General features: G+C 62.2%; 16 protein-coding genes and 1 pseudogene. 12 read left to right on the forward strand and 5 right to left on the reverse strand.

All coding sequences use genetic code 11. The features are described 5' to 3' along the window. Positions 1-2 precede the first annotated feature (2 nt). Positions 3-635: an SDR family oxidoreductase gene (locus Q358_RS0112940; RefSeq protein WP_027962390.1), complete on the reverse strand. Its 633-nt coding sequence runs from the start codon at positions 633-635 to the stop codon at positions 3-5. Positions 636-870: 235 nt separating this feature from the next. Between Q358_RS0112940 and Q358_RS0112945 the strand changes: the two genes are divergently transcribed. From Q358_RS0112945 to Q358_RS0112960, 4 genes are read left to right on the forward strand one after another with little or no spacing between them, the layout of a single operon-like run. Next, positions 871-1,491: a LemA family protein gene (locus Q358_RS0112945; RefSeq protein ID WP_027962391.1), complete on the forward strand. Its 621-nt coding sequence runs from the start codon at positions 871-873 to the stop codon at positions 1,489-1,491. Continuing rightward, positions 1,488-2,231, forward strand: coding sequence for a TPM domain-containing protein (locus Q358_RS0112950; protein WP_027962392.1), 744 nt, complete (start codon positions 1,488-1,490; stop codon positions 2,229-2,231). The genes Q358_RS0112945 and Q358_RS0112950 overlap by 4 nt, the downstream gene beginning before the upstream one ends. Before the next feature lie 54 nt (positions 2,232-2,285). Beyond that, on the forward strand, positions 2,286-2,903 hold the full coding sequence (locus Q358_RS0112955; RefSeq protein ID WP_027962393.1) for a TPM domain-containing protein: 618 nt from the start codon (positions 2,286-2,288) through the stop codon (positions 2,901-2,903). Positions 2,904-2,943: 40 nt separating this feature from the next. Next, a complete protein-coding gene (locus Q358_RS0112960; protein WP_027962394.1) occupies positions 2,944-3,483 on the forward strand; it encodes a YgjV family protein in 540 nt (179 codons plus the stop codon). Between the two features lie 16 nt (positions 3,484-3,499). On the opposite strand, the gene nfsA is transcribed toward Q358_RS0112960, so the two are convergent. After that, the gene (nfsA, locus tag Q358_RS0112965) at positions 3,500-4,231 is read right to left on the reverse strand and encodes an oxygen-insensitive NADPH nitroreductase (protein WP_027962395.1); all 732 of its coding nucleotides are present in this window, start codon (positions 4,229-4,231) and stop codon (positions 3,500-3,502) included. 158 nt (positions 4,232-4,389) lie between these two features. Between nfsA and Q358_RS0112970 the strand changes: the two genes are divergently transcribed. From Q358_RS0112970 to arfB, 3 genes are read left to right on the forward strand one after another with little or no spacing between them, the layout of a single operon-like run. Next, complete coding sequence (locus Q358_RS0112970) at positions 4,390-5,277, forward strand: sirohydrochlorin chelatase (RefSeq protein ID WP_027962396.1); 888 nt, start codon at positions 4,390-4,392, stop codon at positions 5,275-5,277. Between the two features lie 36 nt (positions 5,278-5,313). Beyond that, complete coding sequence (locus Q358_RS0112975) at positions 5,314-5,526, forward strand: DUF3820 family protein (RefSeq protein WP_027962397.1); 213 nt, start codon at positions 5,314-5,316, stop codon at positions 5,524-5,526. Positions 5,527-5,542: 16 nt separating this feature from the next. Next, complete coding sequence (gene arfB / locus Q358_RS0112980) at positions 5,543-5,956, forward strand: alternative ribosome rescue aminoacyl-tRNA hydrolase ArfB (protein ID WP_027962398.1); 414 nt, start codon at positions 5,543-5,545, stop codon at positions 5,954-5,956. 20 nt (positions 5,957-5,976) lie between these two features. Here the strand turns inward: arfB and Q358_RS0112985 are convergent, their stop codons facing one another. Continuing rightward, on the reverse strand, positions 5,977-6,684 hold the full coding sequence (locus Q358_RS0112985) for a DUF3581 family protein (protein ID WP_027962399.1): 708 nt from the start codon (positions 6,682-6,684) through the stop codon (positions 5,977-5,979). 264 nt (positions 6,685-6,948) lie between these two features. On the opposite strand from Q358_RS0112985, the gene nhaD reads away from it, so the two are divergent. The 5 genes from nhaD (at position 6,949) to Q358_RS18285 (ending at position 13,980) form a co-directional block, all read left to right on the forward strand. Further along, on the forward strand, positions 6,949-8,364 hold the full coding sequence (gene nhaD / locus Q358_RS0112990) for a sodium:proton antiporter NhaD (RefSeq protein ID WP_425402559.1): 1,416 nt from the start codon (positions 6,949-6,951) through the stop codon (positions 8,362-8,364). Positions 8,365-8,595: 231 nt separating this feature from the next. Next, positions 8,596-9,036: a hypothetical protein gene (locus Q358_RS0112995; RefSeq protein ID WP_051530374.1), complete on the forward strand. Its 441-nt coding sequence runs from the start codon at positions 8,596-8,598 to the stop codon at positions 9,034-9,036. Then, a complete protein-coding gene (locus Q358_RS0113000; RefSeq protein ID WP_169735519.1) occupies positions 9,005-10,228 on the forward strand; it encodes a hypothetical protein in 1,224 nt (407 codons plus the stop codon). The genes Q358_RS0112995 and Q358_RS0113000 overlap by 32 nt, the downstream gene beginning before the upstream one ends. Before the next feature lie 33 nt (positions 10,229-10,261). Next, a complete protein-coding gene (locus tag Q358_RS0113005; RefSeq protein WP_027962403.1) occupies positions 10,262-13,087 on the forward strand; it encodes a bifunctional diguanylate cyclase/phosphodiesterase in 2,826 nt (941 codons plus the stop codon). A gap of 80 nt (positions 13,088-13,167) precedes the next feature. After that, positions 13,168-13,980, forward strand: a complete 813-nt coding sequence (locus Q358_RS18285; protein WP_084286555.1) for a PEP-CTERM/exosortase system-associated acyltransferase — start codon at positions 13,168-13,170, stop codon at positions 13,978-13,980. On the opposite strand, the pseudogene Q358_RS17460 reads toward Q358_RS18285, so the two are convergent. Together Q358_RS17460 and Q358_RS0113020 are read right to left on the reverse strand one after the other, a co-directional pair. Continuing rightward, a pseudogene (locus Q358_RS17460) lies at positions 13,977-14,384 on the reverse strand (DUF3541 domain-containing protein); the annotation flags it as partial. The gene Q358_RS18285 and the pseudogene Q358_RS17460 overlap by 4 nt on opposite strands. 53 nt (positions 14,385-14,437) lie before the next feature. Then, a partial coding sequence (locus Q358_RS0113020; RefSeq protein ID WP_027962405.1) for an integrase core domain-containing protein occupies positions 14,438-14,720 on the reverse strand: 283 nt, incomplete at its 5' end.

Below are 14,720 nucleotides of genomic sequence, written 5' to 3' on the forward strand. Positions count from 1 at the left end.
GCTCAGCGCAGGGCCTCGCCGATCTCCCGCTCGCCGTCGAGCAGCACGAACTCGCGGTCGACCAGCTCTCGTGCCTTGAGCAGGTGCAACAGGGCATGGGCGACGTTGGCGCGCGACACCTGGTTCTCGCCGCCGGTTTCCGCGAGCGAGGTGGCTACCCGCTCGGAGGCTGCCGCATCGGTGAGCCGGCCCGGCTTGAGGAAAAGGTGGGGCACGCCGGCGGTACGCAGGTGGGCATCGGCGGCGAACTTGGCCGCCATGTAGGGACGCAGCTTCTCCGGGGCCTCCATGGGGTTCTCGGCCCGCATGGCACTGACCATCAGGAAACGCTCGATGCCCTGCTCCCGGGCGATATCCACACTGCGGATGGCCGCGTAGAGGTCAATCAGCAGGGTCTTGTCGGGGCCGGTATGCGGGCCCGAACCGGCGGTAAAGATCACCTGGTCGCAACCGTCGAAGGCATGACGGAAGTCGCCCTCGAGGTCGGCGATGACCGTTTCGATGCCGCGTTCCTCGAACCAGGGCTGCTGGGCCGTGTCGCGGATCATCGCCTTGATGGGCTCGCCGGCGGCCTTCGCCAGCTCACAGAATTGCCGGCCGATCTGGCCGTTGGCACCGATCACCAGGGTCGTCATGGGCTCTCCTCGTATAGCGTGAGATGGACTGAAAAGTGTTCGATGAAAGGGGGCAAGTTCTCTCCCCTGAGTGCGGGCGCGTCCGACGGGATTCAAGGTCCCCCCTCGCCCGGCATCCGAGCCTGTCGCATCGACGACGCTGCAGGGCAGGGTCTCGATATGACATCGCTTCCTTCGCATCCACCTGAGCTGTACCGTAGACGACATCGTATCGCAATCACAGGATGGCCGACCCATGCCCACGCGACACCCTTCACTTCCCGACACTCGCCTCTGGCGTTTCGCCCTCGTGCTGGTCATGGCGGTGCTGCTGACGGGCTGCGGCGTCAACAACATTCCCACCTATGACGAACAGGTGAAGTCGGCCTGGGCCCAGGTGGAGAACCAGTACCAGCGACGCGCGGACCTGGTGCCCAACCTGGTCGAGACGGTCAAGGGCTTCGCCCGGCAGGAGCAGGAGACCCTGACCGCCGTGGTGGAGGCAAGGTCCGAGGCGACCTCCATCCAGATCGACGCCGAGTCGCTGGACGATCCCCAGAAGATGCGCCAGTTCGAACAGGCCCAGCAGCAGCTGACCGGTGCGCTGAGCCGGCTGATGGCGGTCTCCGAGCGTTACCCCGAGCTCAAGTCGAATCAGAACTTCCTGAGCCTGCAGTCGCAGCTGGAAGGCACCGAGAACCGCATCGCCGTGGCGCGACGCGATTACATCACCGCCGTCGAGCGCTACAACACCGAGATCCGCACCTTCCCCGGTCGCCTGTGGCACAGCGTGCTTTACAGCGACATGGAGATTCGCGAAAGCTTTGAAGCCACAACCGAGAATGCGGACCAGGCCCCACAGGTGGAGTTTGAATGAGTGATCTTCTGCGCATCCCCCTATTGGCCCTGCTGCTGACGGCGGCGACCGGCCTTCAGGCCCAGGATATCGACTTCCCGGAGCTGACCGGGCGCGTGGTGGACCGGGCCGAACTGCTGGACCCGGCCACCGAAACGCGCCTGAGCGAGCGTCTCGCGGCCCACGAGGACGCCACCACCGAGCAGCTGGTGGTGGCCACCCTGCCGGAGCTGCAGGGCGTCACCATCGAGGAGTATGGCTATCAGCTGGGCCGCCACTGGGGCATCGGCCAGGAAGAAGAGGACAACGGTGCCCTGCTGATCGTGGCACCCAACGAGCGCAAGGTACGCATCGAGGTCGGCTATGGCCTCGAGGGTCGCCTGACCGACGCCCAGTCCTCGGCGATCATCAACCAGACCCTGACACCGGCCTTCCGCGAGGGCGACTATGCCCGCGGCATCAGCGAGGGCGTGGGAGCAATGATCCAGGTACTGGGCGGTGACCCCCTGGATACCCGCGCCACCTCCAACAGCCCGGCCGGAGAGCAGGGCCCGAAGGGGCCCGCATCGATTCTCTTCTTCGTGATGTTTGCGGTCGTCATGAGCCTGGTGCGCGGTGGCCGCGGCGGCCTGCTGGCCGGCATGCTGCTCGGCGGTGCCCTGGGCGGCGGGTCACGCGGTGGCGGCGGCTTCGGCGGCGGGGGTGGCTTCGGCGGCGGTGGCGGCGGTTTCGGTGGCGGCGGCGCGTCCGGCGGCTGGTAATTCCCCTGCCGGTGACGCCGGCGGATCAATCAGGATTCGGAGATCACGACTCCCATGGCTTTATTGAGTGAAGACGAGCAGCGTCAGGTCAGCGACGCGATTCAGCGGGTCGAACGCGACACCGATGCCGAGCTGGTCACGGTACTGGCGCCGAAGGCGGACAACTACGCCTATATCCCGCTGCTGTGGGCGGGGTTGCTGGCCCTGGTAGTGCCCGGCGCGGTGAACTACTTTCCCGGCTGGTTCTCGGCCTGGGAGCTGACGCTGGTGCAGTGGGCCACCTTTATCGTGTTGGGCCTGGTATTCCGCCGCCCCGCTATCATTACCCGACTGATCCCGCGCCCGGTTCGCCACTGGCGAGCGGCCAACCTCGCCCGGCGGCAGTTTCTGGAACAGAACCTGCACCATACCGAGGGAGAAACGGGGATGCTGATCTTCGTCTCCGAGGCGGAGCGCTATGTGGAGATCCTGGTCGACCGGGGCATCTCGGCGCGCCTCGACGACGCGACCTGGCAGTCTATCGTGGCGGCCTTCACCCGGCGGGTAAAGGAGGGCGAGACGCTGCAGGGCTTCCTCGAGTGCATCGAGGCTTGCGGCGGGCACCTCAAGGAACAGGTACCGGCCACCCACGAACGCAACGAGCTGCCCAACCATCTGATCGTGCTGGACTGACTCGTGATACGGGACGCCTGTCTATTGGAGAGAGCCCACGATGCTGGAGAGCACCACCGCCATGGCAGGCCAGTTCTTCGGCCTGGTGGCTCTGCTGCTGTGCATCCTGGCCTTTGCCAGCAAGCAGGACGAGCGCCTCATGGTCCTGCTGGTCTCGGCCAACGTGGCCTTCGCCCTGCAGTTTCTCTTCCTGGAAAGCTGGACCGCGGCGGCGCTGTCCCTGCTGGTGGTCGTACGCATTACCCTGGCGCGGCGCTATCCCGGCAGCGTCAAGGTGATGGCCGGCGTGCTGGCCGCCAGCGGCATCGCCGCACTGATCACCTGGCAGGGATGGGCAGACCTTCCCGCCGTGGTGGCCATGACGCTGGGTACCTCGGGCATGTTCCTGCTGCGCGGCATTCCCATGCGCGTGATGCTGGGCCTGGCGGGCACGGCCTGGTTGCTCAGCCACCTGCTGGCAGGCGCCGTGGGCGGTTCGCTGGCCGAGGCGCTGGTGGTCACCACCAACGCCATCACCATCTGGCGGTTGCTGCGGGCCAGGCGGCGCTATCCCCGGGCCTTCGAGGACGTCGAGCCCTGAGCCAACGCCACGTCATTCATTTCATCTCGAAGCCGCGCCTGACCAGGAAGTCACGCATATGGGGGCGCAGCTTGGTGTCGAACAGCGGGGTGAGGTTCTGCGACCAGGTGGCGTCCTTGGGGCCGCCCTTCCGCGACTGGTAATACGCGTGCATGGCGTCGTCATAGGCCGCCACCAGCTCGCTGTCGTCGTTGTAGGTGTCCTCCTTGAGGATCGCCCCCACCGGCAGGCGCGGCTTCACATCGGGGTCATGGGCCGGGTAACCGAGACACATGCCGAACACCGGATAGACATGCTCCGGCAGGCCGAGCAGGTCGCTGATCTGCTGGGGGTTGTTGCGAATGCCGCCGATATAGCAGATACCCAGGCCTTCCGATTCGGCGGCCACGGCGACATTCTGGGCCATCAGCGCGGTATCCACGCTGGCCACCACCAGCTGCTCGGTCATCCCGCGTATCACTCGCGCCCCGGTGCGCTCGGCGGCATCGGTGGGACGCTTCATGTCGGCACAGAACACCAGAAAGGCGCCGCAGGTGGCGATATAGCCTTGACCGCCGGCCAGTTCGGCAATGGCGTCGCGGCTCTCGGGCTTCTTCACATGAATGATGCTATAGGCCTGCACATGGCTGGAGGTCGCCGCCGCCTGACCGGCACCCACCAGCTCCTCCAGCAGCTCCCGGGAGACCGGCTGGTCGGTAAACTTGCGCACGGAACGATGAGACTTGAGCAGTTCAATCGTCGGATTCATGAATTCTCCAGGCAGATGGCCGTCTGATAGGTTGCTTAACAGGCTCATTGTTTCATGTTGCCGGCCCCTCTTGTACCGCCTTGCGTTGCCGCCCTTTCCAGCGCCGCCGGCGCCGGCTAGGGTGAAGCCCCTGACTGCGACCACCTCGAGGCCCCGCAATGCAACGCATCCTGCTCGTCGACAATGGCTCCCTGCGCCCCCAGGCCGTACTCAATCTGCGCCGCCTGGCAGGCGTCCTGGCCCGGGCAACCGGAGAGCCGGTAGAGGCCGCCTCGCTGCTGCACGCCCACAAGATTCCCGCCGAGCAGCTCGAGGGCGAAAAGGCCGTGACGCTGGCCCCCCGGGTCGAGCGCCTGGCGGCTGAGGGCGTGACCGATCTCGTTATCGTGCCCTTCTTCTTCGGCCCCAGCCAGGCACTGACCGGCTACCTGCCGGAGCGCCTGCGGGAAGTACAGGAGCAATATCCGAACCTCGGTATCAAGGTGACGGCCCCCCTGGTGGATACCCTCTCGGGGCTCGACCTGCGCCTGGCCCGACTGCTTGCCGATAACGTCCGTGACGCCCTCCCTTGCGGCATTGCGGGCGGAAAACGGCAACCGACGGTGATACTGGTCGACCACGGCAGCCCGATTCCCGAGGTCACCGCGGTGCGCAACTATGTGGCCGGGCAACTCGGCGTCATGCTGGCCGAAGAAGCCGACCGTGTGACCTACGCCTCCATGGAGCGGCGCGAGGGCGAGGCATATCGCTTTAACGAGCCGCTGCTGGCCGACCTGCTGGCCTCGAAGGCGCTGGCCGGACGCGAGGTGATCCTGGCCATGCTGTTTCTCTCTCCCGGCCGTCATGCCGGCGAGGGCGGTGACATCGCCGAGATCTGCGAGCGCGCCATGACTGACTCGCCCGGCCTGCGGATCGTCACCACACGGCTGGTGGGGGAGCATGCCGGTATCCTCGAGATCCTCGTCGACCGTGTCGCCCAGGGGCGCCAGGGAGACGCCCTGCTGGTGGAGTTGCCGGCCATGGGCAAGGCGACGCGATCCCGGTAGCATGGCCGCCCACATCACCATCGACGAGGAGGCAACGTGGACCCCGAGGACCTGCTGACGCTGGTCAGGATGCGTATGCCCTTCGGCAAGTACCAGGGGTGGCTGCTCGCCGACCTGCCGGGCCCCTACCTGGCATGGTTTGCTCGCGAGGGCTTTCCCGACAGCGACCTGGGCCGCCTGCTCGCACTCATGCACGAAATCGACCACAACGGCCTGGGCGGGCTGCTCGAGCCACTACGTGGCGCCTGACCTGTAGAGACCTCCGATGCTGAAAATATCCAATAGCGTGGCGCTTGGCGACTGGGAAATCGCGCTGAACCCGATCCGCGCCCAGGGCGCCGGCGGCCAGAACGTCAACAAGGTCGCCACGGCGATCCATCTACGCTTCGATATCCAGCGCTCCAGCCTACCACCCTTCTACAAGGAGCGGCTGTTGGCGCTCGGCGACCAGCGCATCAGTCAGGACGGCGTGGTCATCATCAAGGCCCAGCGCTTTCGCACCCAGGAGCAGAACCGCGAGGACGCCTTGAACCGCCTGCGCGAACTGATCCGCGAGGCGGTGAAGCAACGCAAGGTGCGCAAGCCCACCCGGCCCACTCGCGGATCCCAGCGCCGCCGAGTCGATTCCAAGACTCGCAAGGGCAAGACCAAGGCGCTACGGGGCAAGGTAAAGGCGTGAGTGAGTGAGCGCCCGCCGGCTCAGGCCTCGTAGGCCGCTTTGAGCCGGTAGAACTCGGCGACGATGTCGTCCATGGCCTCGGGGTCATAGTCGCACAGGCCGCTGACCACCAGCTTCTTGGAGCCGGTGCCTACCCGCTCACCGCCCGACTGGATACTGAATTCGAGCAGGGTGTCGCCACGCTTGCCGTTGATCGTCAGCGAGGAGTCGAGCAGCTCCAGCGCGGGGGCCAGGCCCTCGAGGCGCTCCAGGGAGAAGCCCATGCTGTCATAGATCACCAGCGGCCGACGCGGGTTGAACATTACCCCCTGCTCCTCCATCAAGGGCTTGAGGTAGTGCGGGAAGTTCTTGCCCGAGAACGAGACATAGCAGCGCGTGAAGGCTTCTACAATCGCTTCATCGCGCGTTGTTGCCCCCCCGCGCGAGACCTCCAGATAGCACTTGCCGGCGTCGTCACAGACCCGAACCAGCCCATCGGCATCTTCCTGGAACATCAGCGAGGTACCATCACCCACCATGCTGAGGAAGCGAAATTCCATGCGCTGGGAGAGGCCAAAGCGCGCCAGCACCAGGGCGAACAGCAGGTCACCGGGAACGCAGAAACGGCGTGCATCCGGGTTATGGATCGGGTTGTAATCGCCGGCGACCCCCTTGGCGAAACGGCTGGCCTGTTCGGCCGAGATGGTGAAACGACCCTCTGCCAGCGTATGAAATTCATCGAGAAACATGCGTCACTGCCTGCGTCGTTGGCGATCCGAAAGCGTCCGGCGGCTGCCGAAGCGCAGATAATGCCACAAAATGGTACTGGTGGAACCCGGGCTACTTCTTTGGTGGTAGGGACTTGCGTCTATATTGCAGTGCACGAGCGGTGCTAGACTAGGGGAGATTTTTCACCCTTCCCATGAACCTCGTTTTCGGGACTCAACGCCATGCCATCCTTCGGATATCCAACCCTACGGCCCCGGCAGAATGCCTGGTGGTCGGGTTGTCTCGTGCTTGTCTGTCTGTTGTTCAGCCCCGCCGCCTTCGCGGTGACGGGCAAGCTGGATCTTACCAGCTCCGTGGTCGGCCTTATCGCCGTGAGTATTTTCGTCCTCGCCTATGCGCTTGTCATGGGCGAGGAGAAGCTGCACATGCGCAAGTCCAAGCCGGTGCTGATTGCCGCCGGTATCATCTGGGCACTGATCGGCTGGGTCTACGTACAGGCCGGCATGCCTACCGAGGCCGAGCACGCCTTCCGTGCCACCCTGCTCGAATTCACCGAACTGATGCTTTTCCTTCTGGTGGCGATGACCTATATCAACGCCCTGGAAGAACGCCGGACCTTCGACGTACTGCGCAGCTGGATGGTGCGCAAGGGCTTCACCTACCGCCAGCTGTTCTGGATCACCGGCAGCCTGGCCTTCGTGATCTCACCCATCGCCGATAACCTGACCACTGCCCTGCTGATGTGTGCCGTGGTGACCAAGGTGGCCGAGGGCGACAAGCGCTTCATCAACCTGGCCTGCGTCAATATCGTGGTGGCGGCCAACGCCGGCGGTGCCTTCAGCCCCTTCGGGGATATCACCACCCTGATGGTGTGGCAGGCCGGCATGATCGAGTTTCAGGAGTTCTTCGTGCTGCTGGGGCCATCGCTGGTCAACTTCCTGATTCCCGCAGTGGCGATGACCTTCTTCATCAAGAACCGCAAGCCGGATAGCCTCGAGGAAGACGTCTGGCTCAAGCGCGGCGCGCGGCGCATTGTCCTGCTCTTCCTGCTGACCGTGGCCACCGCCGTGGCCTGCCATACCTTCCTGCACCTGCCACCGGTGCTGGGCATGATGACCGGTCTTGGCTACCTGCAATTCTTCGGTTACTTCCTGCGCCGCACCCTTCCGCGCTCGCTGGAGAAGAAGCGCACCCGCTACGCCCGCCGCGGCGATGACAAGAAGCTCGCCCACCTGGGTAGCGTCGTGCCTTTCGATGTCTTCAATCGTGTGGCACGCGCCGAGTGGGATACCCTGCTGTTCTTCTACGGGGTAGTGATGTGCGTCGGCGGCCTGGGGTACATGGGCTACCTGGCGATGCTCTCCGAGGCGCTCTACAGCGGCTGGGGAGCCACCAACGCCAACGTGGCCCTGGGGCTGATCTCGGCGGTGGTCGACAACATCCCGGTGATGTTCGCGGTGCTGACCATGGAGCCCGGCATGTCTCACGGCCACTGGTTGCTGATCACTCTGACTGCCGGCGTCGGTGGCAGCCTGCTCTCCATCGGCTCCGCCGCCGGTGTGGCGCTGATGGGCCAGGCCCGCGGCAACTACACCTTCATGGGTCATCTACGCTGGGCCCCGGTGATCGCCCTGGGCTACATTGCGAGTATCGCCACTCACCTGTGGCTCAATGCCGACACGTTTCAGGTCTTCGGCTGAGCCTGCCGCCCGGCGGCACCGCCGTCGGGCAACCTGCGTTGATTCACCAGCTTTACACCTTCATCCCTTCATGTAGCGTATCGGCAGCTATTATCCGCCACGCCAGGCAAGGCCGCCGGCTTATTCATGGCCAGCGTGACACCATAACAAGAGCAGCCACTAAGCCATCATGATATCCCGCCGCAACACCGTAACATTGACCCTCGATGCCACTCTGCCACGGAGTGGCACATGGTGTGGCTGAGAGCCGTCCTGGTGCTCTGCCTGCTATCCCTGACGGGGATGGGGGCAAAGGCCCTTGCCGACGACGACCCGGCCGTGCTGCTGGTTGCCCATGCCGATGTCGCCACCCAGCACCTCACGCGGGATACCACGCGTGCCATCTTCGCCATGCGCCAGCGCACCTGGCCCGACGGGCAGGCCGCGCGCGTCTTCGTGCTGCCCAACGACCATCCCGTGCACGCCCGCTTTGCCAAGGAGCGCCTGGCCGTCTACCCCCATCAACTGCAGCTGGCGTGGGATCGCATGGTCTTCTCCGGCACCGGACAGGCACCGGACCGGGTACGAGATCAGGCCGAGATGTGCGAGCGTATTGCCACCACCTCCGGCGCGGTGGGCTATCTGGAAAGGGAGTACCTGGATGAGCGTATCCAAGTCATCACGATGGATTGAGAGGCTCGCCGCCTTCACTCTGCCTGCCGCGCTGGGACTGGCATGGCTGCCGGCGCACGCCGACAGCGAGGAGATGCTGGACACCCTCCAGGTGCATGGCTTCCTCAGCCAGGCGCTGATCATCACCGACGACAACAACTTCTTTGGCCCCAGCAGCGAGGACGAGGGCAGCTTCAAGTTCACCGAGATTGGCGCCAATGCCTCGCTGCGGCCCCACGAGGACGTGTTGCTGGCCGCCCAGATACTGAGTCGGCGCGCCGGCGGAGACGGCAGTGATGCTACCCCGAAGCTGGACTATGGACTCATCGATTACCAGATGCTCTCCGATCAGCAACGCACCTTCGGCATCCAGCTGGGCCGCTTCAAGAACCCCTTCGGTTTCTACAACCAGACCCGCGACGTGGCCTTTACCCGCCCCAGCATCCTGCTGCCCCAGTCCATCTACTTCGATCGTACCCGATCGTTGGGTCTAGCAGGTGATGGTGTCAGCCTTTACCACGAGGAAAGGCTCGAAACAGGAGCTCTCAGGCTGCAAGCAGGCTTTGGGCAAGCACGCATTAAAGATGACGTAGACCGAACCTTGGGGCTTGATAGGTTTCCAGGCTCTCTTGAACCCGATTCATCTGCTATTGGGCAGATACGCTATGAGCATGATGGTGGCCGAGTCGTCATGGCACTCAGCGCTGCCAGTGCCAATGCGGAGTATGACTCTCCTCCCGGTGTTCCAGGAGATGGCAAGTTTCATTTCGAACCTTGGATTATCTCCCTTCAGTACAATCATGAGCTCTGGAGCCTGACTGCCGAATACGCCATCAGGAAGCTGGAACTAGAGGGCTTCAACGCCTTTGCCGACTCTGAGAGGAACGGAGAAAGCTGGTACGTTCAGTACACCCGCCGCTTCAACAATGACTGGCAATGGCTGGTTCGCTACGACAGCCTGGTAAATGACCGAAGTGACCGCTCAGGCAAGGGGTTTGAAGCAAGCACTGGTGGCTCGATTCCAGCCCACACACAGTTTGCTGACGATATCACCCTGGGACTTCAGTGGACCCCCCACCCGCGAGTGATGCTGGCCGGCGAGTATCACCATGTCGATGGTACAGGCTGGCTGCCTACCCAGGACACCCCGGACCCATCGGAGACCAGTCGTCGCTGGAACATGCTGCTATTCCAACTCTCGTTGCGCTTCTGACATCTCAATGCTCCTGGCCAGGAAACCGCCAAGATGACTCTCCACGCGTCTTACCGGACCCGTCACCGACTCAGCCTGACATGGCGCGTCATCGCCCTGAGCAGTCTGTTGCTGGTCGGGCTTGTGGTGCTGTTCACCTGGCTGGGGCATCAGAATCTAACGCGTCAGTTCCAGGAGAGCCGCCACGAGGATCATGAGCGCCAGCAGCGCGTGATTCGCCTGGCCCTCCAGCGCTCAGCCGAGAACCTTCGCCAGTTGGCAGGGTTGACCGCCGCCACACCGCGCCTGGGCCTCTCGCTCGAGGCTGGCAATGCAGACGAAGTCGACAGGGCGCTGGCTTCCCAGTGGCCAACCTTGCAACTCGAGGCTGGCGTAGACGAGATATGGGTCGCGGACAACCAAGGGCGACTCCTGGGTCATTGGGGCTCCGACCGTGAGGGTGATGGCCTTCCGATCCGGGCGTGGGTGCAGCGCGTCATGAGTACGGAGAGGCCCATCACACGGCTGCGTTGTACGAGGAACTGCCAGCAGCTAGCCGCCGTTCCGATACTGGTGGAGGGTAAAAGCGTCGGCCTGGTCATGCTCTCCCGCTCACTGGCCGATGTGACCCGGCAGGTCAGAGAGGTCTCCAACGCCGAGGTGGCCCTGCTTGTCACGGGCCCGCTGGAGGATCAGGAGCTGATCGAGGAGCGCAAGCTCGCGCCCTGGGACGGCTACCTGCTGGCGCTGACACGCCAGGAAGAGAGTCTGCCCCTGCTGCAGCGGGCTTCGCATCTCAGTCCCATCAGCGCCCTGCTGCAGCACCCTTTGCAGTTACAGGACCGGGAGCAGCACCTCGGACTTAGTGCGGTAAGAATGGACGAGGATACCAGCGGTCGCGGTAACGGCTATTTCCTGCTGATCTCCAATATCTCCTCACAGATCCAGGCCATCAACAGGGACACGCGTACCCTGATGGGAGTCGGCCTGATTGGCTGGCTGGCCGCCGAACTGATGCTGCTGTTGATCCTGCTGCGCCCCATGGCACGCCTGCGTCGGATCGCCAGCGTGCTGCCAACGCTTGCCAATGGCGGCTTCGACGATGTCAGAGCCGCCATTCCCGCGACCCGCTATCGGCTGCCGGACGAAATCGATGTGCTGGAAGACACCACTCTGGCACTCTCTCGCCAGCTCGAGATGCTTGAGGAGGAGGTTCAGGAGCGCGGTGACCAGTTGGCACAACGCGTCGACGAGCTGGCCAAGGAACGGGACTTCGTCAATAGTCTGCTGGACACAGCCCGTGTCTTCATCATTGCCCAGGATAGCCGGGGTCGGATCAGCCTGGTCAACGATTACACTCGAACAATGCTCAACCTCGACAATTCCTCACTGTTGGGTCGCCATTTCGTCGACGTATTCAAGGCAGGCCGGCCCTCCCCGGTAAACGCCTTCGACATTCCTCAGCAGGAAGAGCGAAGCCTGTATACTCCGGATCAGCGCCAGCATACCATTGCCTGGTACCATGCCCCTCTGTCTGCGAGCGTCGACGATGACAAGTCACGGATCTCGGTAGGACTCGATATCACCAAGCGCAAGGCCGCAGAGGCACGCCTGACATGGCTGGCCGAACGCGACCCCCTGACCGAGCTCTATAACCGACGCTACTTCCAGGACGCCCTACAGGTGGCGCTGTCGCGCCAGTCGCAGGGTGCGGTGCTACTGCTGGACCTCGACCAGTTCAAGGAAGTCAACGAGCTGAGCGGCCACCATGTCGGTGATCGCCTGCTACGCGAAGTGGCTGATACCCTTTTCCTGAACATCGGACATCGCGGGATTATCGCTCGCCTGGGAGGCGACGAATTCTCGCTACTGCTGGAGCATGCCGATGCGGACCGGGCGATTCAGGTTGCCCAACATATCGAGCAGCTGCTCGATGGCCTGGGGTTTACCGTCACAGGACGACGCCATCGTGTGACTGCCAGCATCGGTATTGCGCTATATCCCACGCACGGCACCACGCCAGCCGATATGATGGCCAGCGCCGACGTGGCCATGTACAGGGCCAAGGAGAGCGGCGTTCAACAGTGGCACCTGCTCTCGCACTCCGAGAATGCCAAGGACGAATTGCAGGAACGGGTCTATTGGGTCGAGCGCGTGCGCAGTGCTCTGGCAGATGACAGCTTCGAGCTGATGGTGCAGCCGATCATGCGATTGGAAGATCACGACGTGAAGCACTACGAGGTTCTGCTTCGCATGCGCGATGCCGACGGTAGCCTGACGTCTCCTTCGGCCTTCATCCCCGTCGCAGAGCGTAGCGGACAGATAGTGAAGGTCGATCGCTGGGTACTGCGCCACAGCCTGCGGGCACTCAGCCAACTACAGGACCGCGGCATCTCTCTGGCGGTCAATCTGTCCGGACAATCATTGCACGATGTAGGGCTGAAACAGTATCTAGCCGACGAACTGGCCGCCAGCGGAGCCGATCCTCACCACCTCATCCTGGAGGTTACCGAGACTGCTGCCGTGACGGATTTCTCCACGGCGCGTGGCGTCCTGCAGGCACTACGCGACCTCGGGTGTCGAACCGCACTGGACGACTTCGGGGTGGGATTCAGCAGCTTCCACTATCTGGGACAGTTGCCGGTGGATTACATCAAGATCGATGGTTCCTTTATACGCAGCCTGCTGATCAGTCCCGAGAGCCGTGTCATTGTCCAGGCCATAGCCGATATTGCCGCCGGCTTCGGCAAGCAGGCCATCGCCGAGTTCGTCGACCAGGAAGCACTGCTACCAATACTGAAATCCTATGGCATCACCTATGGCCAGGGATTCCACTTGGGCCGCCCTGCACGGCTGGAGGAATCCTTCAGTTTTCTTTAGCATACTATTAATCCATTTCATTCTTATTTATATATTTTACCAAGACCCATTGGCAATCCACAGTACAAAGGAAGTCAAGAATGACATCGCTAAACACCAACGAGGTAAGGCGGTCTCGAAACCAGGAGCTCTTCAGCCAATTCATAGAAGAGTATCATTTTGTACTTGCCATGAATCAAGAATCAAAAAGAAAAGCCCTTTCACTTCGACATGAGGTTTTCCTCCAGGAGTTGCATTACAAGATGCACGAAGACCAGTCCCTCCATCTGGAAACAGATGCATACGACGAGTCTTCAGTTCACTGCCTAATCGAGCACAAGCGAAGCGGACTGCCTGCTGGATGCATGCGCCTGGTAATCCCTAAAAGTGACCCTGAATCATTTTTTTATAGACTCCCAGTAGAAATTCAGGAAAATGGGGCACTTAACCACCCCGAGTTAGACCCTGGAAAAATGCCGAGGAACCAGGTTTGCGAGGCTTCCAGACTAGCAATTTCTCGAAAATTCAGATCTCGTCAGACTGGAGAAAGCCATACATCTATTATACTTGATGGACAAGAACTTTCGAACAAGGAAGCAAGAACATTCCCACTTATTGCCATCGGTCTCTTTCTTTGTACCTATTCTCTGGTTGGGCTGACTGGTCGCCGCCATGTATTTGCAATGATGGAGTCTCGTTTGCCTAGGCTTCTCGCACTATCTGGCTTCCACTTCACCAAAGTGAGCGATGAAATTGAGTATCATGGCTTACGAAATGCTTACTATATAGACCATACAAAAGCTGAAAAAGAGATGCATGAGGATCTGATGCCACTCTATCTGCATATCCGCAAGGAGCTGTCTTTCCAGTTGGAAGAGGTATCGGTTCAAAAAACCAGGGCATCCTGCTCTTAAGGCGGTGAAAGAGTAGGTCCCGGATACAACCGTCCCTGCCACCCCAGCACCATGATCGCCAACACATTGCGATGCTCGCCCCTCTCCAGATCGGTGCTGGCGCCCGGCGAGGGAATCATGCCGACAGCGGGGTCCACCGCCGCCGCCAGTGCATCACGAACCCGTCTAACCAGTGGGTGCCCCGCCTGGCCGGTGAGCAGGAAGCCAAGCGCCACCTCCGCCTGGATATCCTCGGTGGCATCGCGCATGATCCGCTCGGACTGCGCCTCGAGTGAATCAAGCACCCAGGCATACGCATCGGCATCCACCTTCTGCTGGTAATAATGGCTGGCGGCGATGACGAAGTGAGTCAGCCCATAGAGCCAGTTGCGGTACTCCTCGGTCGACAGGGTCGCCAGGGTGTCGGGGGGATACGGAGTCTGTCAACATAGTTGCCATATAAAATGACTTCAGCTCTTTAAAATCCTGCGGCCTGTGGCACTGGGTCCCGTTCGGGATTTAGGTGCACTACTTCTGGCAGGCTGAGTTTCCGGATGTCACCTGACCATCGTTCCGGGTGGCGCTGCTTCGCGGCTTCAAAAACCTCTCGGCGCTGCGTCAGAATGCCTTTGGCCTCGCCGTTGTGGCGCTGGCTCGGCGTGACGTAGCGCAGGGCGCTGTGCCGGTGCTCATGGTTGTACCACTCGGTGAATTGCTGGACCCAGTCTTGTGCCTCGGCCAGCGTGGCGAAGCCGTCGGCG

The organism is Halomonas halodenitrificans DSM 735, assembly GCF_000620045.1.
In the GTDB taxonomy this organism is placed as follows: domain Bacteria; phylum Pseudomonadota; class Gammaproteobacteria; order Pseudomonadales; family Halomonadaceae; genus Halomonas; species Halomonas halodenitrificans.

What these genes read in the sequence shown, in the direction of transcription:
- Q358_RS0112995 (WP_051530374.1), top strand. Translation starts at nt 8,596, where the DNA reads ATGGTGTGGCTGAGAGCCGTCCTGGTGCTCTGCCTGCTATCCCTGACG.
- Q358_RS0112940 (WP_027962390.1), bottom strand. Translation starts at nt 635, where the DNA reads ATGACGACCCTGGTGATCGGTGCCAACGGCCAGATCGGCCGGCAATTC.
- arfB (WP_027962398.1), top strand. Translation starts at nt 5,543, where the DNA reads ATGCTGAAAATATCCAATAGCGTGGCGCTTGGCGACTGGGAAATCGCG.
- Q358_RS0112950 (WP_027962392.1), top strand. Translation starts at nt 1,488, where the DNA reads ATGAGTGATCTTCTGCGCATCCCCCTATTGGCCCTGCTGCTGACGGCG.
- Q358_RS0112960 (WP_027962394.1), top strand. Translation starts at nt 2,944, where the DNA reads ATGCTGGAGAGCACCACCGCCATGGCAGGCCAGTTCTTCGGCCTGGTG.
- Q358_RS0113000 (WP_169735519.1), top strand. Translation starts at nt 9,005, where the DNA reads ATGAGCGTATCCAAGTCATCACGATGGATTGAGAGGCTCGCCGCCTTC.
- Q358_RS0113005 (WP_027962403.1), top strand. Translation starts at nt 10,262, where the DNA reads ATGACTCTCCACGCGTCTTACCGGACCCGTCACCGACTCAGCCTGACA.
- Q358_RS0112955 (WP_027962393.1), top strand. Translation starts at nt 2,286, where the DNA reads ATGGCTTTATTGAGTGAAGACGAGCAGCGTCAGGTCAGCGACGCGATT.
- nfsA (WP_027962395.1), bottom strand. Translation starts at nt 4,231, where the DNA reads ATGAATCCGACGATTGAACTGCTCAAGTCTCATCGTTCCGTGCGCAAG.
- Q358_RS0112985 (WP_027962399.1), bottom strand. Translation starts at nt 6,684, where the DNA reads ATGTTTCTCGATGAATTTCATACGCTGGCAGAGGGTCGTTTCACCATC.
- Q358_RS0112945 (WP_027962391.1), top strand. Translation starts at nt 871, where the DNA reads ATGCCCACGCGACACCCTTCACTTCCCGACACTCGCCTCTGGCGTTTC.
- Q358_RS18285 (WP_084286555.1), top strand. Translation starts at nt 13,168, where the DNA reads ATGACATCGCTAAACACCAACGAGGTAAGGCGGTCTCGAAACCAGGAG.
- Q358_RS0112970 (WP_027962396.1), top strand. Translation starts at nt 4,390, where the DNA reads ATGCAACGCATCCTGCTCGTCGACAATGGCTCCCTGCGCCCCCAGGCC.